Below are 20,139 nucleotides of genomic sequence, written 5' to 3' on the forward strand. Positions count from 1 at the left end.
TGTCGCCGGGTGCGCCGATAGGAGATGATGCCCACCGTGACCGGAGCACAACGCGAGCCCGCGCCGACGCCGTCGGAGGCCGATCCGGCGATCGCCGGCCTGACCGCAGGGCTCGGTGGGCCGTCCGGACGGTTCGCCCGGCCCGGTTCGTCGTGGTGGACACCGCTGCGGATCGCGCTGGCCGTCTGCACGATCACCTTCGGGCTCGGCGTGCTGCAGAAGGCGCCGTGCATGGACGCGGGCTGGGACCGGCAGAGCTGGCGGCCGTTCAAGGCGCTGTGCTACTCCGACATCGGGTTCCTTTACCAGGAACGCGGTTTCGCGGAGGGCAACCGGCCGTTCCTGGACACCGGCAACTACCCCGTCCTGGAGTACCCGGTGCTGACCGGTGGCTTCATGGAGGTCGCGGCGCAGATCACCTGGCTGATGACCGGTGACCCCAAGAAGGACCTGACCGTCGAGCAGAAGCGCGACACCGCCGGTGTGTTCTTCCTGGTGAACACCGTGATGCTGTTCCTCTGCGCCTTGCTGATCGTCGGTCTCACGGTCGCCACCGCGCGCGGGGTCGCATCGCGCCCGGGCGCGCCGCGAGGGCAGCCGCTGGACGCCCTGTACGTCGCCGCGGCACCGGCGCTCGCGCTGACATCGACCATCAACTGGGACCTGTTCGCGGTCGCGCTGACCGCCGGGGCGATGTTCGCCTGGTCGCGCGGGAAGCCGATCTGGTTCGGCGTACTGCTCGGGCTGGGGACGGCGGCGAAGTTCTACCCGTTCCTGCTGCTCGGTCCGCTGCTGATCGTCTGCCTCCGCGGCCGGAAGCTGTGGCCGTGGTTCCAGGCGGTGATCGCGACGGCGGTCGCGTGGGGTCTGGTGAACGCGCCGATCTACCTGCTGGCGAAGAAGGAATGGCTGTCGTTCTGGCAGTTCAACGACGAGCGAGCGAGCGACTACGGCTCGATCTGGTACGTCCTGAAGCTCGCCAAGCACGAGGTCGCGGACGTCAACCAGCTGAACATCGTGATCTTCGCCGGACTGTGCCTGTCGATCGCGATCCTCGGGTTGATGGCGCCGCGGCCGCCCAGATTCGCGCAGCTGGCGTTCCTGGTCGTGGCGGCGTTCCTGCTGATCAACAAGGTCTACTCACCGCAGTACGTGCTGTGGCTGCTTCCGCTGGTCGCGCTGGCCCGGCCGCGGTTGCGGGACTGGCTGATCTGGCAGGCCTGCGAATGCTTCTACTGGATGCTCGTGTGGATGCATCTGGCGCAGTTCCTCGTGCCCGGGGATCCGCAGGTGCCGGACCGGATCTACTGGTTCTCGGTCATCCTGCGCATGGCCGGCACCCTGTGGCTGATGCTGGTCGTCGCCCGCGACATCCTCCTCCCGGAGAACGACCCGGTACGTCACGGTGACGTGCTCGACGATCCCAGCGACGGCGTCAGATCCGGCGCCCGGGCCGGCCTGGCAACTGCCTAGGCCGGGCGTGCCCCTGGGCTAGACGCGTGCCGCGACCGCGGCGGCTAGTTTGCGCGTGGCCTCGGGGTGCTGCGGGAGGAACAGGTACGGCTCGATGAGCTCGAGCTCCATCAGCAGGAAGCGGTCGTTGACGACGACGCCGTCGACGCGCGCGTACACCGGGGTCGGACCGGCTGCTGCAAGAGCGGCCTTCGCACTCTCCAGGACGGCCTGCGTCGGCTCCGTGGGAGTCGTCTGACCGCCGTAGAACTCCTGGACCCGGTAGTCGCCGTCTGCCGGCCGCTTGACCACCGCGTGGCTGAACTCGCCGTCGAAGAACAGCAGCGACCATTCACCGGCGGACTGGATCTCCGGGAGGAACGGCTGGACCAGGTACACCAGGTCGGGAAGCTCGGCGAGCGCCTGCTCCAGCTCGGGGGATCCGGCGACGCCACGGACCGTGTGCAACGAGTTGCCGCTCACGGTCGGCTTGATGACGATCTGCTGACCCGCCAGCCCGGCCACGACCTCACGCAGGCACGCGCCCGCTGCGATCTGGGACGGCACGATGGCGACACCGCGTTCGCGCAGCTCGAGCAGGTACTGCTTGTCGCTGTTCCAGCGGACCTGGTCCGTCGGGTTCAGCACCGGTACGCCGGCCTTGTCGAGCTGGGCGAGCCACTCGGTGAACTCGGTGAAGTGCACGAAGTAGTCCCAGACAGTGCGGAGCAGGACCGCGTCGTACACCGACCAGTCGACGGACGGGTCGGTCCAGACCTCGGGGACCGGGTCGAGTCCGGCGGTGCGCAGGGCGTCGACGAGCGGGAGGTCGTGCGGGTGCAACTCAGCGAGTTCGGCCGAGGTCGCGAGGGCGATGCGTTTCGTCACGCCCGCCAGTGTTCGTGGGGAGGGGCGTCGTGGTCAAACCTGATTTCGCGACGGACCGGCGACGGAGGGTGACGGCGCTGACCACGACGACGGCGGCGGTGAGGTAGATCAGGCCCTGGCGGGTGTCGTGCCCGAAGCTGCCGTAGGCGAGGTACGACGCGAGCGGTACGGCGATCCATTCCGGGCGGCGCGCGAGGGCGGCGAGGGCGATCAGCGGGAGGCCGTACCACGGGTACGTCGGCGTGGCGATCAGGAGCGCGGCGCCGTACAGCCAGCAGCAGGTGAGCGCGATCGGGTCGCGGCCGGACCGATGGAAGGCGAGGGCGGCGAGGGCGATCGCGAGGACCGCGGCGACGAGTTGGCGGGCTTCAGGAGGTAGCAGGAGCGCGAGAATCGCGGATCGGGAGCTGCCGTCCTCGAAGCCTTCCTGGTTGAGGTAGCCGGGCAGGAAGCCGAGCACCAGGATGCCGACGGCAAGGACGTGCGGGACGTACGACGCGACGAAGGTGCCCAGGGCAACCACCGGTCGCCGGCGCCGGAACGAGGGGAGCAGCAGGAGGGGAAGGAGCTTCACGCTCCCGGCCGCGCCGAGCAGGACGGCGGCCAGCCTCGGCCGCTTCGCGGTGGTGATGACGGCGGCCGCGATCAGGAGCGCGGCCAGGACGTCGATGTGGGCGGCGTTGCCCGCCTCGAGGGCGACGATCGGTGACCAACCCCACAAGGCGGCCCAGCGCGGATTCTGTACGGCGAGTAGCCAGGTGAGTGCGATCGCGATCAACGCGGCCGCGAGTTGCAGGCCGAGCGTGCCCGCGGACCACGGCGTGACGAGCGCGACCAGGGCGAAATAGGCCTGCGCGACCGGCGGATAGATCGTCGGAACACCAGGCCGGTTGATCCGCGTCCTCGGATCGTCGACCGGTTGCTGCGCCGGATCCCCGGGTACGCCGCTCACACCCGACTTCTCGTCCGGGCCCAGCCCCGGGAACAGCACCGGATCCCGCAGCCGGGCCAAGGAGTCGTCCAACGGCACCCGCCCGTACGGCGAATACCCCGCCAACTGCACCCGTCCGTCCCACACGTACCGATAGGCGTCGGTACTGGTGATCGGCGCCTGCAGCAGCCCCGGCACCTGACACAGCGCTGCGACGACCACCACCGCCGCCACGCTCAACCCACGCCCGAACCGCCACACCACCGCGCCGACCACGACAACGCCGACGACCAGCACCACGTTCGGCCACCAACCGGCCCGCGTCGCCGCGATCACCAAGGCCCCGACCCCCACCGCGACACCCCCGCCGACCCCCGCCGCGACACCCCCGGCGACCCCCGCCGCGACACCCCCGGCGACCCCCGCCGCGCCACCGCCGGCGCCCGCCGCCGCGCCACCGCCGGCGCCACCCCGGGCGACCCGCACCGCGACACCCGCCCCGCGCCCCGCCGAAGCCCGCCCTGGCCGACTTTGTGCACGAGATCCGTGCGGCGGGCGCCGGTCCGTGCGGATCCTGTGCACAAAGTGACACAGGACCCGGTCGAGCCGATCACGGTGGCTGATCGGTGTGGCCGGACGGGTGGGGCGGCGGCGCATCAGGCGGTCCGGCGGAGGGTGAGGAAGGCTCGGTGGGGGGTGCGCCAGTCTTCGGTGGGGTGGAGGGACGTGGTGCGGGCGTGGCGGATCAGGGCGCGGGCGCCGACTCTTGCCCAGGGCAAGGGAGTGGAGCGGCGACCGGTGAGGGTGCGGAGGACGATCGGAGTGGTGTCGTCCAGGTCGTCGTCGGGGTCGACCTCGACGAGCACCAGGCCGTCGGGGCGGACGAGTTCGGCGCAGCGGCGCAGCAGGTCGACCGGATCCCCGCCGATCCCGATGTTCCCGTCCATCAGCACCACGCTGCCCCAGCGCCCCTCGCCCGGCAGCGGCTCCTGGACCGGCCGATGCAGCGCGGCCGCGCCCCGCGAGGTGGTGAGTGACACCGCCCGCGGCGACACGTCGACCCCCAGCGCCGCAATCCCGCGCTCGGCCAGCGCGGTCACGATCCGCCCCGGCCCGCACCCGATGTCGAGCACCGGTCCCTCGCACCGGCTCAGGGCGAGCCGGTCGACCTCGTCCGCGGGCGCCGTCCACCGGTCCAGTTCGGACAGCGACGGCACCGTCCGCCCGTCGAGGCCGGTGGCAACGACCCTCGTCGTACCGCCCAGCGCCTGGTCGAACAGCAACCCGGGATGCGCCGAATGCTGCAACCGCCGGTACAGCCGCGACACCCGCAGGTCCGGGAACCCCGCCGCGAGGTACGCCGCATCGCGCGGGGTGTCCATGTCCCGCAGTGTCGGCAGCATCCCGACCCGCAGCCCCAGCGCCCGCAGCCGCCGGAGCTGCTCGCGCCCCGTGTGGTCGGTCGACATCGGTACGCCGATCAGCGCCCGGCGATCCGGCATCCGCAGCCCGAGGCACCAGTACCCGCCGTCCTCGGTCAGCCCGAGCACCGCGTCGTACCCGTACCAATCGAACCCGAGAAGCTCCGGTCGCAGCTGCGGCGTATCCATCCCGACGAGCAGCATCGGCGAGCCGTCGTACGCGTCCTCGAACGCCGCCGCGAGCCGCTGGTCGAGCCCGTCGCCGCGCTGCTCGACGACCTCGAATCCGCGCGGCAGCCACGGCCCCGGCGCGCCGTCGAGCGAGATCACCCGCCGCGTCGCAGGGGCTGCCTCGACGACGCTCAGCGTGTCCACGAGTGACGCCCGCGCCAGCGCCGCCGCCTCGCGCGCCGTGAACTCGGTCTGCAGCCGCGTCTTCACCCGCCCCGGCACCGGCTCCTTGGCGATCACGATCACGGTGTTCACCGGGCCAGCACCTTCGACATGTCGAGTACGGCGCGGGCGGCGCCGAGCGGGGTCCCGGTGACCTTCGAGCGCCCCGAGCGCGGCAGGTAGTCCACGTCGACCTCCGCGATCCGCCATCCGGCATCGGCCGCGCGGACGACCGTCTCCAACGGGTATCCGGACCGCCGGTCCGTCAGCCCGAGACCGAGCAACGCCGTACGCCGGGCCGCGCGCATCGGACCGAGATCGTGCAAGGAGACGCCCGTACGGCGCCTGATCCGCCGCGAGAGCTCCGCGTTGGCCAGGCGCAGATGCCACGGCCACACGTCCCGCGACACCGGGCGCCGGCGACCGACGATCAGGTCGGCGCGACCGGCGAGGACCGGCGCCGTCACCCGGACGAGCTGTCGCGGGTCGAGCGACGCGTCCGCGTCCATCACGGCGACGACCTCCGCCTCGGCAGCCTCCAGGCCGGCGTGGCACGCAGCGCCGTACCCCTTGATCTCGCACCGCACGACGGTCGCGCCCCACCGTTCCGCGACGGCGGCGGAGTCGTCGGTGGAGCCGTTGTCGACGACGACGGCCCGGACGCCCGGCGGGAGCCGTTCGAGCACCCACGGCAGGGCGGCCGCCTCGTTCAGGCACGGCAGGACGAGATCGACGGACATGCTTCGACGGTAAGGACGGACCCGCCGCAGCGGGGCCCGAACACGACTACGGGTCGCTTACGGCGTACTGCGTTCCGGTGCTGGTGCGGCTCGCGGTCGGCCCGAGGATCTACGCTCTGAACGTGGCTACTCGTGTGCTCGTGGTGGACGACGACCCGACCGTGTCCAACGTCGTCTCGGCGTACCTGACCAAGGCCGGGTACGACGCCCGCGTAGTCGCGGACGGCGCGTCCGCGGTCGAGGTGTGGCAGCAGTGGAAACCGTCCGTCGTCGTACTGGACGTGATGCTGCCCGGACTGTCCGGGCTCGAGGTGCTGCGCCGGATGCGCGCGGCCGACGACGGCGCCGCGGTGATCATGCTGTCCGCGCGCGGCGAGGAGGAGGACCGGCTGGTCGGCCTCGAGGTCGGCGCGGACGACTACGTGGTCAAGCCGTTCAGCCCGCGGGAGCTGACCCTGCGGGTGCAGGCGATGGTCCGGCGCGAGGAGCGGCTGGCCGGGCTGGATCTGACACCGACCAAGCTGAGCGCCGGACCGGTCATGGTCGACACCGCGGCCCGCCGTGCGTACCTCGACGGGGACGAGTTGTCGCTGACGCATCGGGAGTTCGACCTGCTCGCGTACCTCGTGTCACATGCCGGCAAGGCGTACACGAAGGCCGAGCTGCTGCGCCGCGTGTGGGGCTGGGACTTCGGCGACTCGTCGACGGTCACGGTGCACGTACGGCGGTTGCGGGAGAAGATCGAGGCGGATCCGTCGGACCCGAAGCTCGTGCTGACCGTGCCGCGGACCGGGTACCTGTTCGCGGGAGACGCCCGATGAACAAGGACATGGCGACGATCCTGGCGCTGACCACGCTGTGGACGCTGGTGGTGGCGGCGATCGGCGCCGCGGTCCTGTGGCAGTTCCGGCGGCGGTCGTTGCGGATCACGATGATCGTCGCGGCCCTGGCGCCGATGGCCGCGGCCCTGGCCGCCGTGTGGCAGAGCGTGCGCGCGATGTTCATCTCCGAGCACGACTCGTGGGTGGTGCTGTGGACCCTCGCGTTCGCGGCGCTGCTCGGTCTGGCCATGTCGGTCCTGCTCGGGCACTGGATCAGCACCGGATCGCGGGACGTCGGGCGGCGGTTGCGCCAGCTCGGTACGTCGTACGAGCCGCCGGAATCCGTCGGTGGGTCGGTGCCTGCTGAGCTGGCCGAGCTGACGAACGAGCTGGAGATGACGCGGCAGAAGCTGGCTGCGTCGCACGAGCGGGAGCGTGCGCTGGAGACCAGCCGGCGGGAGCTGGTCGCGTTCATGTCGCACGACCTGCGGACGCCGCTGGCGGGTTTGCGGGCGGTGTCGGAGGGGCTCGAGGACGGCGTGATCGACGACGTACCGGGTGCGCTGCGGCAGATGCGGACGACAGTCGATCGGATGACCGGGCTTGTGGACGACCTGTTCGAGCTGTCGCGGTTGTCGGCGGCCCCGCCGCCGCGGCGCCGGTCGGCGGTCAGTCTGCGGGAGCTGGCCGAGGACGTCGCGGGCGAGAACAACGAGCACGCGCGCGCCGAAGGTGTTCGGCTGGCGCTGTCGACGCCGCCGGGCGACGACCGTCTCGCCGTTCAAGGGGATCCCGACGAGCTGACCCGTGCGGTCACCAACCTGGTCGGCAACGCGATCCGGCACACGGCGCCGGGTGGGACGGTCACGCTGGCGGTCGACCGCGAGACCGACGGTCGGGTCCGGCTCGCGGTGACCGACGGCTGCGGCGGCATCCCGGCCGACGATCTCGAGCGGGTCTTCGACGTCGGATGGCGCGGCGACGAGCAACGCACGCCCGAGACGGCGCCGGCGCCGGCCGTCGGTTCGGGCGGCGGTTCCGGTGCCGCGTCGGGCGGCGGCGGCCTCGGACTGGCGATCGCGCGCGGGGTCGTCGAGTCGCACGACGGCAGCATCGGCGTGACGAATGTCGTCGGCGGCTGTGCGTTCCAGATCGACCTACCGCCGGTGCCCGCGTCAGTCGGTGCCCGAGGCGACGAGGTCAGCCACTCCGGCTGACAGGTCGTACGACGGCTTCCAGCCCAGTTCGTGCCGGATGCGGTCCGAGGAGGCCGTGATGTGCCGGACGTCGCCGAGGCGGTAGTCGCCGGTGACGATCGGCGGCGGGGCGTCGTACGCGCGACAGAGCTCGGCGGCGATCTGACCGATCGTGGTGACGGTGCCGCTGCCGACGTTGTACGCCGTGAACGCCGGTTGCCGGGGGAGTGCGGACGCGGCCATGGTGACGGCGGTCGCGATGTCGCGGACGTGGACGAAGTCGCGGCGCTGCCGGCCGTCCTCGAAGACGCGGGGCGTCTCACCGCGTTCGAGCGCGGACCGGAAGATGGCGGCGACTCCGGCGTACGGCGTGTTGCGTGGCATGCCCGGCCCGTACACGTTGTGGAAGCGCAGCGCGGTGACGCGGCCGCCGGTCTCGCGGGCCCAGGTGGCGGCGAGATGTTCGCCGTTGAGTTTGCTGGCCGCGTAGGCGTTCCGCGGGTCGGGTACGGCGTCCTCGGTGACGAGGCCGGGGCGCAGCGGCGCGCCGCAGTACGGGCAGGGCGGCTCGAAGCGGCCCGCGTCCAGGTCTTCGGTACGGCGGGGTCCCGGGGCGACGTGTCCGTGGTCGTCGCAGTCGTAGCGGCCCTCGCCGTACACGACCATCGAGCTCGCGTAGACGAGGTTCCGGATGCTGCCGAGTGACTTGAGCAGCACCGCCATACCGAGGCTGTTCGAGGAGACGTAGTCGTCGATGTCGTCGAGGCTGACGCCGAGGCCGACCTTGGCGGCGAGGTGGATGACGGTGTCGATGCCGTCGAAGGTCCTGGGGTCGCGGACGTCGCCGACGATCAGGTCCGGGCGTGGCTCGGGGCGGTCCGCGTGCACGTCGGGGCGGAACGAGTCGAGGACCGTGACTTCGTGGCCCTCGGCAAGGAGTTGGTGGTGGACGTGGCGGCCGATGAAGCCGGCGCCGCCGGTGAGCAGGACCTTCATGAGACATCCACGGAGTGCCGGCAGCTGCAGTCGGCGTCCGGCTTGGGGAGCTGGCCGATGACTGTTCTCAGCAGGTCTTGCAGGCGTTCGATGCTGTTCTTGAAGGCTTCGAAGACCTCGGCCTGCGTGACGCCCGTGCCGGTCTCCACACCCGCGTCGTGATCGGTCACGACGGCGATCGAGGTGTAGCAGAGCGCGAGTTCGCGGGCGATCGCGGCCTCGGGTGCTCCCGTCATGCCGACGACGGACCAGCCCTGCGCGGCGTGCCATTGCGACTCGGCGCGGGTCGAGAAGCGCGGTCCGTTGATGACCACCATGGTGCCTGCGGGTACGACGTTGCCGGCGGCAATCACCGTGGCGCGGCCGACGGGGCAGTACGGGTCCGCGGCGGAGGTGTGCACCACCGGCGCCTCGTCGTACACCGTGTGCTCGCGGCCCCAGGTGCGGTCGACGTACTGGTCGGGGACGACGAACGTGCCCGGGGTCAGCTCGGGCTTGAGCGAGCCGACCGCGCACGGGCCGAGGACCTGGCGGACGCCGAGTTCGCGCAGTGCCCACAGGTTCGCGCGGTAGTTCACGCGGTGCGGCGGGAACCGGTGGTCGGCGCCGTGCCGCGGGACGAACGCCACCTCGCGGCCGTTCAGGTCCCCGACGACCGGCGGTTCGCTCGGTGCGCCGAACGGAGTGTCGATCTCGATCGTCTTCGCGCCGGTCAGGAACGAGTAGAACCCGGACCCGCCGATCACGCCGATATCAGCCATACCGCCGACGCTAACCCCCGAACCCCCACTCCCGACCCGCCCCGGACCCACCGTCAGCGCCCCGTAATCGCGACCTTGGGCACCCACCAACCATGGGGCGAGCGGCGAAATGGTTGATGGGTGCTCAAGGTCGAGGGGCGTGGGTGATCGAATGGAGGTGTGGACATCTCGCGGGTGTTGTTTGCGGTCGGCGTCGTGCTGCTCGCGCTCGGCGCCTACGCGAGCTGGACGGCGGGGCGGCTGGACCGGCTGCACCAGCGGGTGGAGCTGGCCCGTGCCTCGCTGGAGACCGAGCTGGCGCGCCGGTCCGCGCTGGTCGCGGAGCTGGCCGGTAGTGACGTCCTCGATCCGGCGTCCTCGCTGCTGCTCGTCGACGCCGCGCATCGTGCCCGTGCCGCGTCGCTGGACGCGATGGAGGTCCGTGAGCAGGCAGAATCGGCGTTGACCCGCGCGATCCACGCAACCTCGACGGATGTCGAGCCGTGGGCGGGGGAGCTGAACCTCGCGATGCGGCGGGTGCAGCTCGCCCGGCGGTTCCACAACGACGTCGTCGTGTCGACACGGGACCTGCGGCAGCGGCGGCTGGTGCGCTGGTTCCACCTGGCCGGGCGGGCGCCGATGCCGGCGACGATCGAGCTCGAGGACGGTGAATGAGCAGCTTCGAGGAGTACGTCGAGCGGTACCGGCACGAGCTGCGGGTGCACTGCTACCGGATGCTCGGGTCGTACGACGAGGCCGAGGACCTGGTGCAGGAGACGTTCCTGCGGGCGTGGCGTGCGTACGGCGACTTCGAGGGGCGGTCGTCGGTGCGGGCGTGGCTGTACCGGATCGCGACGAACGCGTGCATCGACGTACGGCGGCCGCGCCGGGTGTTGCCGTACCACTTGGAGCCGGCCTCGTTCCCCGCCACGGCGCTCCCGGCGCGCGAGGATGTGCCGTGGCTGCAGCCGTTCCCCGACGTACTGCTGGATCGGGCGGAGGAGCCGGACGCGGTCGCGATCCGTCGGGAGACGATCGAGCTGGCGTTCCTGCTCGCGATCCAGCACCTGCCTGCTCGGCAGCGCGCCGTACTGATCTTCCGTGACGTCCTGGGATGGTCCGCTCGGGAGACCGCTGCCGCGGTCGACCTGTCGGTGGCGGCCGTCAACTCGGCCCTCCAACGCGCACGCCCGGTCCTGCGCGAACATCTCCCGTCACACCGCTCCGAGTGGTCGGCGCGTGACAGCTCGGAGGACGAACGCAAGCTCCTCCAGCGCTATCTCGCCGCCTGGGAGTCCGCCGACACCGGCGCACTGGCCGCCCTCATGCACGAAGACATCCGCATCACGATGCCGCCGTACCCGTTCTGGTTCGAGGGCGTCGAGGACGCGATCCGCTCGCTGACCCCCAACCTCACCCCGGCGTACCGCGGCCACTGGCGCTTCGTCCCCACCACCGTCAACGACCAACCCACCCTCGCCGCCTACCTCAAACCCCCGAACACGCCCTCCTACCACCTCTTCGCCCTGGACGTCTTCCGCATCGAATCCGGCCACATCGCCGAGATCACCGCCTTCGAAACCACCGACCACAAGCGCTACGGCCTACCAGAAACCGCGTGACAGATGGAGATCCGAGAGCTACCCGACCGCTGGATCCTCAGCCTCCGGGACCACACAGTCGTCCAGGTAACGGCCCGAGACCGCGGCTGGTGCGTGGAGTTCTCCGACGGTACGACGATCCGGACCGACGGCACCGCACACGTCCACGACGCGACGGTGTCGGATCTGGGGTCTGCGCCTGCCCTGCCGCTCGACGATGGGCCGGCGCTCGTGGGTCGCCAGGTCCGTTCGGCAGTCGTGTTCAAGCGTGGGGGCGCACGGGTGGTGCTTGCTCCGGGCTACCACCTGCAGCTTGCGGCTGCCGCAGGCTCGGGCGTCCAGGTCGAGGGGCCGAACGGGGAGACCTACTTCGCGTCGGCGTAGGTTTCGACGGTGGCTGTGGTGAAGGCGAAGTTGGTGGGGGTGGGGCCGAAGGTGAGGGTGCCGGCGAGGTTGCTGGCTTGCTGGATGGCGTGGGTGACCTGCTCGGCCTCTTCGGCGGGGCAGTGGACGATGACCTCGTCGTGCTGGAAGAAGACGAGCTCGGCCTTCAGCGGAGTCAGCGACTGGCGGAGGGCGGCGAGGAGCAGGAGGGCCCAGTCGGCGGCACTGCCCTGGACGACGAAGTTCCTGGTGAAGCGACCACGGGCTCTCGCGTGGCGCGGATCCGTGGTGGGAATGTCGGCGGGCGGTCCCTCCAGCAGGGCTTCGTCCAGCGGATGGCCGCTGGGTGGGCAGGTGCGGCCGAGGTACGTGCGCACCAGTCGCCCTTCCTCACCGGCCCGCGCCGCGTCGTCGACGTACGCGACCGCCTGCGGGAATCGCTTCCGCAGCATGGCCAGATGCTTCAGCCCGTCACCTGACGTCTGCCCGTAGATCGCGCCGAGTACGGCGAGCTTCGCCTGCGCCCGGTCGCCCGAGAACGCCTGGTCCGACACCGCCTTGTAGAGGTCCCCGGGATCGCTCGCCACCTCCATCAACGCCCGGTCCCGCGAGATCGCGGCCAGCACCCGCGGCTCGAGCTGCGAGGCATCGGCAACGACAAGCCGCCACCCGGGATCAGCGACGACGGCCCGCCGGATGACCTTCGGGATCTGCAGACCGCCGCCACCGTTGGTGACCCACCGACCCGACACCGTGCCGCCCGGCAGAAACCCCGGGCGGAACCGGCCGTCGTGGACCCAGTCGTTCAGCCAGGTCCACCCGTTCGCGGTGTAGATCCGGTACAGCTTCTTGTACTCGAGCAGCGGCGCGACCGCCGGATGATCCAGCTGCTCCAGCTCCCACTTCCGCGTCGACTTCAGCTGGTACCCGGCCTGTTTGAACGCCTTCAGTACGTCGGCCGGCAGCTCCGGCCGCACGCGGTGCCCGAACGCGGCGGAGATCTCGTCGGCGAGCTCGGTCAGCCGCCGCGGCTCGCCCGTACCGCCGAAGCGCTCGCCGAGCAGCTCGCTCAGCATCGCCCGATGCACGTCCGCGCTCCACGGCAGCCCGGCCAGATCCATCTCCGCCGCGACCAGCATCGCGGACGATTCCGATGCCGTGAGCAACCGCATGCGCTCCGGGAACTCCGCCAGGTCGTGCCGCCGGAGCTGGTCGGCGTACACCGCGAGCAACGCCTCGAACGGGACCGGCTCCGCCGAGATCTCGAACAGCGACGACTGCTCACCCGGTACGACGGCGCGCAACGGGGGATCGGGTGGGACCGGGCCGCCACTCAACCGCCCCCAGGCCGCCGCCGCGGACCGCGGCTCGCCGAGCCGGCCCTCGTGCCCGAGCAGCAGGCCCTCGGTGTTCTCGATGTCGTAGCACCGCTCGACCCGCACCCCCGCCGCGAGCAACCGCGGGTAGATCTCCGCCGACGAACGCCACACCCACCGCGAGACGTGCGGCCGCGACGCGACGGACTGCACAAGATCCGGCTCGCGCAGCACCTCCCCGGCAGGCCGCCCGTCCGGCCGCAGCGCGACCACCATCGCGCCACCGCCGCTCACCGGCGCAATCGCCCACCGCTCGTCCACGCCCTCATCCTCACACCCGCCACCGACACTTCCCCAACCCGACTTTGTGCACCAGATCCGCATCCCGGCCGCCCGCCGCCACAGATCCCGTGCACAAAGTCGGGCTAAAGGAGGGGCGCCGGGCGCGGCGGGCGGGGGCGGCGGGCGGGTCGTGGTGGGTCCGCCGGGTGCGGCGGCCGTGGGTGCCGCGGGCCCGGGCGGGGACGGGGCGGGGATGGGGCCAGTTGTGGGAGAGTGGACTTATGTGGCGGGCGGGGGATCTGGATCAGGCGGATGGGACCAAGACCGAGCAGGTCGAGGGCCTGGTACTGCGGCGGATCGAGCGGGGCGACCTGTCGATCGGGTCGAGGTTGCCGTCGGAGCGGGTGCTGGCGGAGCGGCTCGAGGTGAGTCGGGTGACCGTCGTCCGCGCACTGGAGAACCTGCGGCGGGACGGCGTACTGGAGACCAAGCGGGGCTCCGGGACCGTGGTGCGGCCGCTGGACCGACTGCTGGACCCGGTGGCTCCGGCGTCGACGGTCACGGCGGGAGACCGGCCGGTGCTGGACCTCCGGTTCGCGACGACTGCCGCGCCGCATGACGTCGCTGAGGCGGCAGCGCAGATCGTGCAGGACGGGCTGCCACACGCCATGGGAGGCGACGGTCCTCCGCCAGGCGGTTCGCAGGAGCTCAGAGCGGCGCTGGCCGACCGCCTCACCGCAGAAGGCGTACCGACCGAGCCGGACCAGCTGACGCTCACCGTAGGCGCAGCGGCCGGCCTGAACGCCGCGCTGGCCGGCCTGGACCTCGGACCGGGCGTAGCGATCACCGAAACCCCGACGTACCCAGCTGCCTTCGACCTGCTCCGCAAACATCGTCTGGACGTGGCGGGCTGGCCTGCGGGCGTTTGGGACACCGATCAGCTCGCTCACCTCTGCCGACGGCACCGGCCGAAGGTCATTTACCTGCAGGCCGACAACCACAACCCGACTGGGCTGAGCTTGCCTGCTGACCGGCGGCAGGCGGTCGTGGAGATCGCGCGGCGGTATGGCGCGGCTCTGATCAGTGACGAGACGATGAGGCCGCTGTGGTTGGCGAACGGGGACCAGGCCGAGCCGCTGAGCCGGTATCCGAGGACTGTCAGCGTGGGTTCGCTGTCCAAGACGGTGTGGGGCGGGCTGCGGGTTGGGTGGGTTCGGACAGGCAAGCAGTTGCGGCGGCGTATCAATAGCGCTGCGCAGCTGAGCGTGGCCTCGCCTAGTGCGTTGGACGATCTGCTGGCGCAGGCGATCGTGCCGAAGCTCGACAAGGTGATCGGCCGCCGCCGGACCAGGCTGCGCGCCAACCTCAACGCCCTGGAGGCCGGGCTCCGGACGCTCGACGGTGTGGCCTGGCCCACGCCGACGGGCGGTATGACGCTGTGGCTCGAGCTGACCGAGACGAGGGCCCGCCGCGTCCTGGAAGCGGCCCGTGAGCGTGGCCTCCTGCTCGGCGCCGGCGACCTGTTCACGCCGGATGCCACCGATCGCCGCCACATCCGGATCCCGTTCACCGCCCCGCCGGCCACGCTGCGGCTCGTGGTCGCCCGGTTGGGCGAGGCGCTTCAGTCCACTTGATCCGGGGTGGACTGAAGTTTGGTGCCCGGAACCTCCTAATCTGGAAGCAGCCCGACGACCAGGAGGATGTAGTGACCGAGAACCAGACCCCCGAGACCGGGACCGCGAAGGTCAAGCGCGGTATGGCCGAGATGCTCAAGGGCGGCGTGATCATGGACGTCGTCACCGCGGAGCAGGCCAAGATCGCCGAGGACGCCGGTGCGGTCGCGGTGATGGCGCTGGAGCGGGTCCCGGCCGACATCCGCGCCCAGGGCGGCGTCTCCCGGATGAGCGACCCGGACATGATCGACGGCATCATCGCCGCGGTGTCGATCCCGGTGATGGCCAAGGCCCGGATCGGTCACTTCGTCGAGGCGCAGGTGCTGCAGAGCCTCGGTGTCGACTACATCGACGAGTCCGAGGTCCTCACCCCGGCCGACTACGCGAACCACATCGACAAGTGGCAGTTCACCGTGCCGTTCGTCTGCGGCGCGACCAACCTCGGCGAGGCGCTGCGCCGGATCACCGAGGGCGCGGCGATGATCCGCTCCAAGGGCGAGGCCGGCACCGGTGACGTGTCCAACGCGACCACCCACATGCGCCAGATCCGCCAGGAGATCCGCAAGCTGCAGAGCCTGCCGGAGGACGAGCTGTACGTCGCGGCGAAGGAGCTGCAGGCGCCGTACGAGCTGGTCAAGGAGGTCGCGGCCCTGGGCAAGCTTCCGGTGGTGCTCTTCACCGCCGGCGGGATCGCCACCCCGGCCGACGCCGCGATGATGATGCAGCTCGGCGCCGAGGGCGTGTTCGTCGGATCCGGCATCTTCAAGTCCGGCAACCCGGCGCAGCGCGCCGAGGCGATCGTCAAGGCGACCACGTTCCACGACGACCCCGACGTGATCGCGAAGGTCTCCCGCGGTCTGGGCGAGGCGATGGTCGGCATCAACGTCGACGAGATCCCGCAGCCGCACCGGCTCGCCGAGCGCGGCTGGTGACCGAGGGACTGCAGGCGGTCGACGAGCGGACCGCCCGGGAGCTGCGCGGCCTGGCCCGTGTCCTGGTGCGGTCCGGGTACGCCGACCACGCGGCGATCACCGCCGCGCTGACCGAGGCGGTGCGGGAGGACGCGCCAGCGATGGACGCGTCCGCCCTCGTGCCGCTGCTGATCGGCGAAGCGGTGATTGATCTCGACGCCGAGGCGGCCGGGTGGCCCGCGACCACGGATCCGGACCGCCTGGACGCCGTACTGACCGAGCTGGAGTCCCGGGGGCTGGTGGTGGTCCGGTACACGTCCGACCATCACGCCGCCCGCGAGGCGCTGGAGGCCGCGGCCGATCCGAAGGGGCTGGTGTTCTTCACCGACACCGACGTCTGGCACGCGGTCGACTTCGGGATGCTCGAGCTGAAGGTCTGGCATCCGGACACGGCCAACGTCGCGCCCGGTGAGCCGCTGCTGGAGGACGTCCTCGCGCTGCTGCGCCGGCACGACCTGCCCGCGGTGTACGACGAGGGCCGGATCGAAGTCACCCTCGACTGGCATCGGAAGGTGACGTTGTGACCGTGATCGGTGTGTTTGCGCTGCAGGGCAACGTGCGGGAGCACCTGGCCATGCTCGAGCAGGTCGGTGTCGAGGCGCGTCCGGTACGGCGGCCCGCCGAGCTGGAGCAGGTCGACGCGATGGTGCTACCCGGCGGCGAGTCGACCACGATGGACAAGCTGGCCCGGGCGTTCGAGCTGTTCGAGCCGCTGCAGAAGCGGATCGCGGACGGGATGCCGGTGTTCGGCACCTGCGCCGGGATGATCATGCTCGCGAACGAGATCACCGGCGGTATCGAGGGCCAGGAGACGCTCGGCGGGCTCGACGTGACGGTCCGGCGGAACGCGTTCGGGCGGCAGGTGGACTCGTTCGAGGCTGATCTCGAGTTCGCCGCGCTCGACACGCCGTACCACGCCGTGTTCATCCGCGCACCGTGGGTGGAGCGGGTCGGACGGGACGTGGAGGTACTGTCGACGGTGAGGTCGGGCCCGGCCGCGGGTAGGATCGTCGCGGTTCGCCATGACCGGCTGCTGGCCACGTCGTTCCATCCGGAGATGACCGGGGACGCCAGGCTGCACGGCTACTTCGCCGAGTTGGTCCGCGGCCTCTAGACGTTCGCAGCAGTGAGAAGGGTTGGTTCGCCATGTCAGGCCACTCCAAGTGGGCCACCACGAAGCACAAGAAGGCCGTCATCGACGCGAAGCGCGGCAAGCTCTTCGCGAAGCTGATCAAGAACATCGAGGTGGCCGCCCGGATGGGCGGTGGCGACCCTGGCGGGAACCCGACCCTGTACGACGCCATCCAGAAGGCGAAGAAGTCCTCGGTCCCGAACGACAACATCGACCGCGCGGTCAAGCGCGGCTCCGGTGCCGAGGCGGGCGGTGCGGAGTACCAGACGATCATGTACGAGGGCTACGGCCCGAACGGCGTGGCGATGCTGGTCGAGTGCCTCACCGACAACCGGAACCGGGCGGCCGCGGACGTCCGGACGGCGATGTCGCGCAACGGCGGCTCGCTCGCTGACCCGAACTCGGTCGCCTACCTGTTCAACCGCAAGGGCGTGATCGTCGTCGCCAAGGAGCAGGACGGGAAGTCGCTGTCCGAGGACGACGTGATGGAGGCCGTGCTGGAGGCGGGCGCCGAGGAGGTCAACGACCTCGGTGAGTCCTGGGAGGTCGTCACCGAGGCGACCGACCTGGTCCCGGCCCGCACCGCGCTGCAGGACGCCGGTATCGACTACGAGTCCGCCGACGTGCAGTTCGTCCCGTCGATGACCGTGGAACTGGACGCCGACGGCGCCGGCAAGATCTTCCGCCTGATCGACGCCCTCGAGGACAGCGACGACGTCCAGAACGTGTACGCCAACTTCGACGTGTCCGACGAGATCATGGCCGAGGTCGGCTGAGCGAGCTCACATGCCGAGGGCCTTTCCGTCGATGACCTGAGCGGCGGGAGGGGCCTTCGGTGCGGCGATCTCGCCGTACTCGGTGAAGGTCAGTGCATCCTTCGGGCTGGACTTGTCGGGGATCTCCAGCCGGACCGGGCGTGCCGTGGCCGCGTCCACCCACAAGGTGCCGTCGCTGCCCTCGAGACCGACGCACGGGACGCCGTCGACGGTCGTCGAACGCAAGGACCTGCGGGACGTGACGCTCGTCGGGCACAGTTGGGGCGGTAGGTTTGGCCGGCGTTCATGCCCGATGCTCCGGAGGACGTGCAGCGCATGGTGCACAGCCTGCTGCTCCCGCAGCCGATGCAGTATTTCACCGAGACGGTCGCGTCCGCCGAACTCGCGGAAACCTTCCTCAAGGCCCGATAGACGATTGTCGACGGCCTCCCGTGCCCACTCGCGCGACGACGGGCAGCAGGTACGGGACAGGCGGAGGCCGAAGCCAGGATCCCCACGACTTGAGACTCATCCCCTCAGGGACTTGCTGTCGACTACGTGCGTGGCCGGCGGCACCTTGGGTTCCTTGATCTGGTTGTACCCGCTGAAGGTCATGCTGGATTTGGCAGGCATGTCGACGCGGATGGGACGGGCGTTGGCGGCATCGACCCACAGGGTGAGCTGGTCGCCGTCCCCGACGCCGATGCACGGGATGCCTCCGATGGTCCTGGCCCCGATCTTCCGAACCCCGCCGCCAACGTCGAGCATGCGGTCCAAAGTCGCGAGAAGACTGGCGAATGTTGGCATCTCGGCGAACTCCTTGGAGGTGAAGACGACCTTCAGCCACTTGCCGCGCATGTGCTGGATGAGCCGGTCGGCATCCTTGTTCGACTTACGCTGTTGCCGCCAATAGGCGTCGCTGAACTGCAGATAGGCGGTTCTGCCGAACATGAGAAACCTGAGGCGGTCACCATCGATGGTGATGGTGCCTGAGCCGGCGGACCTGCCGGCGCTGACATCGAAGGTCGTCCGCTTGCCGTCGTCCAGCGTCACATCGCCCCGGATGCGCACACCGACGGCCGCCTTGGCCTCGGCCCGCGCCTTCTTGAGGATCTGCTGAGCTGACAGTTGGGCGATGCCTGCCGCCGGCTTCGACGCCGGCGCGGACGACGAATGCACGGTTGAACGGGCCACGGTGGGCGGCCCGGAGCCTCCACAACCTGCGACGAGGACGGTCGCCAAGGCCGCCGTGATGATCAAACGCCTACGAGTCAGCAACATGGCAACCACCCCTAGTGAGGACCCAGAGGTGCCTCACCAAGCACGATGCGTCGCGGGCCGCAATAGTTGCCCGATCACTCAACCTGAAAGACGATCCTTCGGACAGACGTCCTTCTCACCGCTGGTCCTTGTGCCCCGACGGCCGGTTGATCAGTCGCTCGTTTGAGGTGGCACGACGCTCGATGCCTCGGATCTGAGGACTCCGAATGGCGGTCGTGGTGCGGATTCGGCTCAGATGGGTACCGAAGTCCCACAGTTTCCGGTCTGGAGGATTGTGATGAGTGAGGATGCAGAGCTGGTTCCGTTGTCGGATGAGGAGCTGAGTGCCCAGGTCGGCAGTGTGCTGCCGGACAAGGAGGTCGTTTCGATCCTCGACCTCAACGTCGACCTGGCGCTTGCCATTGATGCCGCTGCACCGATCGAGTTGGCGGTGGCCGCGAACGCGAATGTTGCCGCGCCGATCGACGCGGCTGTCGGCGCGAACATCTTGTCCAGTGGCTCCGAGGCCCAGGCATTGGCCGATCAAGGTGTCCTGATCACGCAGGGCATTGATGCCGACGCGACTGCGCACGCTGTCCAGGTCAGCGGGATCGATCAGTCCAACGACGTGGTCGATGCCGGGTCCTCCACCCCGGTGCAGGGCGGCGCCGCTGACAGTACGTCCACGAACGATGCGTCCACGAACGATGCGTCCACGAACGATGCGTCCAGGAGCGATGCGTCCACGAGTGATGCGCCAAGTGATGGGTCAAGTGGCGAACCTGATCCAGCCAGTGTCGCGGACACGACCGCCGGTGGAACCGAGACGCCGTCGGAGGAGAGCACTGGGACCACTGGAGCAGCTGGCGTGGAGCCTGCGGCCGATGCTGCGGTTGTTCCGGACACTGGGTTGGAGACTCCTGACACGAGCCAGCTGCTGGACGGGAACCTGCTGAATGTCAACGTCAATATCGATGCCGACGTCGACCTTGCCGCTCCGATCGCCGGCGCGGTAGCGGCGAACGCGAATGTCGCGGCTCCGATCGATGCCGCGGTCGCGGCGAACATCGGCGCTGTCGACAGTCAGTCGGTGGCGATCGCGCAGCAGGACGCCATTATCAACCAGAACATCACTGGCTCGGCGACCGCCGACGCCGAGCAGACCTCCGAGATCGAGCAGTAGCCCG

Annotated in this window: 22 protein-coding genes; 13 read left to right on the forward strand and 9 right to left on the reverse strand. The window is 70.3% G+C overall.

The genetic code is table 11. The annotated features are described in order from the left end of the window. Nucleotides 1-36: 36 nt before the first annotated feature. Nucleotides 37-1,473, forward strand: a complete 1,437-nt coding sequence (locus tag BJY22_RS21810; protein WP_420371420.1) for a glycosyltransferase family 87 protein — start codon at nucleotides 37-39, stop codon at nucleotides 1,471-1,473. Between the two features lie 18 nt (nucleotides 1,474-1,491). Here BJY22_RS21810 and BJY22_RS21815 read toward each other — a convergent pair whose 3' ends face one another. The 4 genes from BJY22_RS21815 to BJY22_RS21830 form a co-directional block, all read right to left on the reverse strand. Then, complete coding sequence (locus tag BJY22_RS21815) at nucleotides 1,492-2,340, reverse strand: ATP-grasp domain-containing protein (RefSeq protein WP_167209585.1); 849 nt, start codon at nucleotides 2,338-2,340, stop codon at nucleotides 1,492-1,494. Then, nucleotides 2,297-3,757, reverse strand: a complete 1,461-nt coding sequence (locus BJY22_RS21820) for a glycosyltransferase 87 family protein (protein ID WP_167209587.1) — start codon at nucleotides 3,755-3,757, stop codon at nucleotides 2,297-2,299. The genes BJY22_RS21815 and BJY22_RS21820 overlap by 44 nt, the downstream gene beginning before the upstream one ends. 170 nt (nucleotides 3,758-3,927) lie before the next feature. After that, complete coding sequence (locus BJY22_RS41120; RefSeq protein ID WP_202891208.1) at nucleotides 3,928-5,178, reverse strand: DUF2064 domain-containing protein; 1,251 nt, start codon at nucleotides 5,176-5,178, stop codon at nucleotides 3,928-3,930. Further along, nucleotides 5,175-5,825: a glycosyltransferase family 2 protein gene (locus BJY22_RS21830; protein ID WP_167209589.1), complete on the reverse strand. Its 651-nt coding sequence runs from the start codon at nucleotides 5,823-5,825 to the stop codon at nucleotides 5,175-5,177. The genes BJY22_RS41120 and BJY22_RS21830 overlap by 4 nt, the downstream gene beginning before the upstream one ends. 122 nt (nucleotides 5,826-5,947) lie before the next feature. On the opposite strand from BJY22_RS21830, the gene BJY22_RS21835 reads away from it, so the two are divergent. Together BJY22_RS21835 and BJY22_RS21840 are read left to right on the forward strand one after the other, a co-directional pair. Then, nucleotides 5,948-6,646: a response regulator gene (locus tag BJY22_RS21835; RefSeq protein WP_167209591.1), complete on the forward strand. Its 699-nt coding sequence runs from the start codon at nucleotides 5,948-5,950 to the stop codon at nucleotides 6,644-6,646. Next, nucleotides 6,643-7,863 carry a sensor histidine kinase gene (locus tag BJY22_RS21840; protein WP_167209593.1) on the forward strand — a complete coding sequence of 407 codons (1,221 nt, stop codon included), beginning with the start codon at nucleotides 6,643-6,645 and terminating at the stop codon, nucleotides 7,861-7,863. Before BJY22_RS21835 ends, BJY22_RS21840 begins: the two co-directional genes overlap by 4 nt. Here BJY22_RS21840 and BJY22_RS21845 read toward each other — a convergent pair. Both BJY22_RS21845 and BJY22_RS21850 read right to left on the reverse strand, forming a co-directional pair. Beyond that, nucleotides 7,822-8,838: an NAD-dependent epimerase/dehydratase family protein gene (locus BJY22_RS21845; protein WP_167209596.1), complete on the reverse strand. Its 1,017-nt coding sequence runs from the start codon at nucleotides 8,836-8,838 to the stop codon at nucleotides 7,822-7,824. The genes BJY22_RS21840 and BJY22_RS21845 overlap by 42 nt on opposite strands. After that, nucleotides 8,835-9,599 carry an S-methyl-5'-thioadenosine phosphorylase gene (locus tag BJY22_RS21850; protein WP_167209597.1) on the reverse strand — a complete coding sequence of 255 codons (765 nt, stop codon included), beginning with the start codon at nucleotides 9,597-9,599 and terminating at the stop codon, nucleotides 8,835-8,837. Before BJY22_RS21850 ends, BJY22_RS21845 begins: the two co-directional genes overlap by 4 nt. Nucleotides 9,600-9,758: 159 nt before the next feature. Between BJY22_RS21850 and BJY22_RS21855 the strand changes: the two genes are divergently transcribed. Genes BJY22_RS21855 through BJY22_RS21865 form a run of 3 tightly spaced genes read left to right on the forward strand, consistent with a single transcriptional unit; the run spans nucleotide 9,759 to nucleotide 11,563 of the window. Further along, nucleotides 9,759-10,253 (forward strand): LemA family protein, encoded by a 495-nt coding sequence (locus BJY22_RS21855; protein ID WP_167209599.1) that lies wholly within the window; start codon nucleotides 9,759-9,761, stop codon nucleotides 10,251-10,253. Further along, entirely contained in the window at nucleotides 10,250-11,200 is a 951-nt protein-coding gene (locus BJY22_RS21860; RefSeq protein WP_167209601.1) for a sigma-70 family RNA polymerase sigma factor, read from the forward strand. Before BJY22_RS21855 ends, BJY22_RS21860 begins: the two co-directional genes overlap by 4 nt. Before the next feature lie 3 nt (nucleotides 11,201-11,203). Continuing rightward, on the forward strand, nucleotides 11,204-11,563 hold the full coding sequence (locus BJY22_RS21865) for a hypothetical protein (RefSeq protein WP_167209603.1): 360 nt from the start codon (nucleotides 11,204-11,206) through the stop codon (nucleotides 11,561-11,563). On the opposite strand, the gene BJY22_RS21870 is transcribed toward BJY22_RS21865, so the two are convergent. Further along, nucleotides 11,545-13,200, reverse strand: coding sequence for a bifunctional 3'-5' exonuclease/DNA polymerase (locus tag BJY22_RS21870; RefSeq protein WP_167209605.1), 1,656 nt, complete (start codon nucleotides 13,198-13,200; stop codon nucleotides 11,545-11,547). The two genes, BJY22_RS21865 and BJY22_RS21870, sit on opposite strands and share 19 nt — an antisense overlap. 242 nt (nucleotides 13,201-13,442) lie before the next feature. Between BJY22_RS21870 and BJY22_RS21875 the strand changes: the two genes are divergently transcribed. The 5 genes from BJY22_RS21875 to BJY22_RS21895 all read left to right on the forward strand — a co-directional run bounded on the left by BJY22_RS21875 (nucleotide 13,443) and on the right by BJY22_RS21895 (nucleotide 17,713). Further along, nucleotides 13,443-14,795 (forward strand): aminotransferase-like domain-containing protein, encoded by a 1,353-nt coding sequence (locus BJY22_RS21875; RefSeq protein WP_167209607.1) that lies wholly within the window; start codon nucleotides 13,443-13,445, stop codon nucleotides 14,793-14,795. Nucleotides 14,796-14,866: 71 nt separating this feature from the next. Next, the gene (gene pdxS, locus BJY22_RS21880; protein WP_167209609.1) at nucleotides 14,867-15,766 is read left to right on the forward strand and encodes a pyridoxal 5'-phosphate synthase lyase subunit PdxS; all 900 of its coding nucleotides are present in this window, start codon (nucleotides 14,867-14,869) and stop codon (nucleotides 15,764-15,766) included. Continuing rightward, nucleotides 15,763-16,329, forward strand: coding sequence for a DUF6891 domain-containing protein (locus tag BJY22_RS21885; protein WP_337758861.1), 567 nt, complete (start codon nucleotides 15,763-15,765; stop codon nucleotides 16,327-16,329). Before pdxS ends, BJY22_RS21885 begins: the two co-directional genes overlap by 4 nt. Then, on the forward strand, nucleotides 16,326-16,919 hold the full coding sequence (gene pdxT, locus BJY22_RS21890; RefSeq protein WP_167209611.1) for a pyridoxal 5'-phosphate synthase glutaminase subunit PdxT: 594 nt from the start codon (nucleotides 16,326-16,328) through the stop codon (nucleotides 16,917-16,919). Before BJY22_RS21885 ends, pdxT begins: the two co-directional genes overlap by 4 nt. A 32-nt stretch (nucleotides 16,920-16,951) precedes the next feature. Next, nucleotides 16,952-17,713 (forward strand): YebC/PmpR family DNA-binding transcriptional regulator, encoded by a 762-nt coding sequence (locus BJY22_RS21895; RefSeq protein WP_167209613.1) that lies wholly within the window; start codon nucleotides 16,952-16,954, stop codon nucleotides 17,711-17,713. Between the two features lie 6 nt (nucleotides 17,714-17,719). Here the strand turns inward: BJY22_RS21895 and BJY22_RS21900 are convergent, their stop codons facing one another. Next, nucleotides 17,720-17,938 (reverse strand): hypothetical protein, encoded by a 219-nt coding sequence (locus tag BJY22_RS21900; RefSeq protein ID WP_167209615.1) that lies wholly within the window; start codon nucleotides 17,936-17,938, stop codon nucleotides 17,720-17,722. Nucleotides 17,939-17,998: 60 nt separating this feature from the next. Between BJY22_RS21900 and BJY22_RS42535 the strand changes: the two genes are divergently transcribed. After that, on the forward strand, nucleotides 17,999-18,124 hold the full coding sequence (locus BJY22_RS42535) for a hypothetical protein (protein WP_272954832.1): 126 nt from the start codon (nucleotides 17,999-18,001) through the stop codon (nucleotides 18,122-18,124). Nucleotides 18,125-18,220: 96 nt separating this feature from the next. On the opposite strand, the gene BJY22_RS21905 is transcribed toward BJY22_RS42535, so the two are convergent. Then, on the reverse strand, nucleotides 18,221-18,973 hold the full coding sequence (locus BJY22_RS21905) for a hypothetical protein (RefSeq protein ID WP_167209617.1): 753 nt from the start codon (nucleotides 18,971-18,973) through the stop codon (nucleotides 18,221-18,223). Nucleotides 18,974-19,250: 277 nt separating this feature from the next. Here BJY22_RS21905 and BJY22_RS21910 point away from each other — a divergent pair, with 277 nt between their 5' ends. Next, complete coding sequence (locus BJY22_RS21910) at nucleotides 19,251-20,135, forward strand: peptidoglycan-binding protein (RefSeq protein WP_167209619.1); 885 nt, start codon at nucleotides 19,251-19,253, stop codon at nucleotides 20,133-20,135. The last annotated feature ends 4 nt before the right edge of the window (nucleotides 20,136-20,139 follow it).

Source organism: Kribbella shirazensis, from assembly GCF_011761605.1.
In the GTDB taxonomy this organism is placed as follows: domain Bacteria; phylum Actinomycetota; class Actinomycetes; order Propionibacteriales; family Kribbellaceae; genus Kribbella; species Kribbella shirazensis.

What these genes read in the sequence shown, in the direction of transcription:
- BJY22_RS21860 (WP_167209601.1), top strand. Translation starts at nt 10,250, where the DNA reads ATGAGCAGCTTCGAGGAGTACGTCGAGCGGTACCGGCACGAGCTGCGG.
- BJY22_RS21840 (WP_167209593.1), top strand. Translation starts at nt 6,643, where the DNA reads ATGAACAAGGACATGGCGACGATCCTGGCGCTGACCACGCTGTGGACG.
- BJY22_RS21830 (WP_167209589.1), bottom strand. Translation starts at nt 5,825, where the DNA reads ATGTCCGTCGATCTCGTCCTGCCGTGCCTGAACGAGGCGGCCGCCCTG.
- BJY22_RS21865 (WP_167209603.1), top strand. Translation starts at nt 11,204, where the DNA reads ATGGAGATCCGAGAGCTACCCGACCGCTGGATCCTCAGCCTCCGGGAC.
- BJY22_RS21905 (WP_167209617.1), bottom strand. Translation starts at nt 18,973, where the DNA reads ATGTTGCTGACTCGTAGGCGTTTGATCATCACGGCGGCCTTGGCGACC.
- BJY22_RS21845 (WP_167209596.1), bottom strand. Translation starts at nt 8,838, where the DNA reads ATGAAGGTCCTGCTCACCGGCGGCGCCGGCTTCATCGGCCGCCACGTC.
- BJY22_RS21850 (WP_167209597.1), bottom strand. Translation starts at nt 9,599, where the DNA reads ATGGCTGATATCGGCGTGATCGGCGGGTCCGGGTTCTACTCGTTCCTG.
- BJY22_RS21875 (WP_167209607.1), top strand. Translation starts at nt 13,443, where the DNA reads ATGTGGCGGGCGGGGGATCTGGATCAGGCGGATGGGACCAAGACCGAG.
- BJY22_RS42535 (WP_272954832.1), top strand. Translation starts at nt 17,999, where the DNA reads ATGCCCGATGCTCCGGAGGACGTGCAGCGCATGGTGCACAGCCTGCTG.
- BJY22_RS21910 (WP_167209619.1), top strand. Translation starts at nt 19,251, where the DNA reads ATGAGTGAGGATGCAGAGCTGGTTCCGTTGTCGGATGAGGAGCTGAGT.
- BJY22_RS21895 (WP_167209613.1), top strand. Translation starts at nt 16,952, where the DNA reads ATGTCAGGCCACTCCAAGTGGGCCACCACGAAGCACAAGAAGGCCGTC.